This is a genomic window from Paenibacillus sp. EKM211P (genome assembly GCF_011066175.1).
GTDB classification, from domain to species: Bacteria; Bacillota; Bacilli; order Paenibacillales; family Paenibacillaceae; genus Paenibacillus; species Paenibacillus polymyxa.
This window is the reverse complement of the sequence record NZ_JAAMNS010000094.1, coordinates 1-234: the sequence shown is the minus strand read 5'-3', so window position 1 is coordinate 234 and position 234 is coordinate 1. Positions and strand designations below refer to the sequence as shown.

At 62.0% G+C, this 234-nt stretch carries 1 protein-coding gene; it reads left to right on the top strand.

What is annotated here, in order from left to right; translation table 11 throughout:
• On the top strand, positions 1–234 hold a 234-nt coding region (locus G9G57_RS25540), incomplete at both ends, for an AMP-binding protein (protein WP_164965702.1).

The window sequence follows — 234 nt, the reverse complement described above, 5'->3', positions numbered from 1 at the left end:
GTGGGTCGAAATGGAGGCGGCGAAGAGCAATATCGGCAAGCCGATCCCGACGCTGAGGGTGTACGTCCTTGATGAAAACCGCCGGCCTGTGCCGATCGGTGTAGCGGGCGAAATGTACGTGGCCGGGGAAGGCCTTGCGAGAGGATACCTGAACCGTCCGGATCTGACGGCGGAGAAGTTCGTCGATTCCCCGTTTGCGGAGGGGGAGAAACTGTACCGCTCGGGCGACTTGGC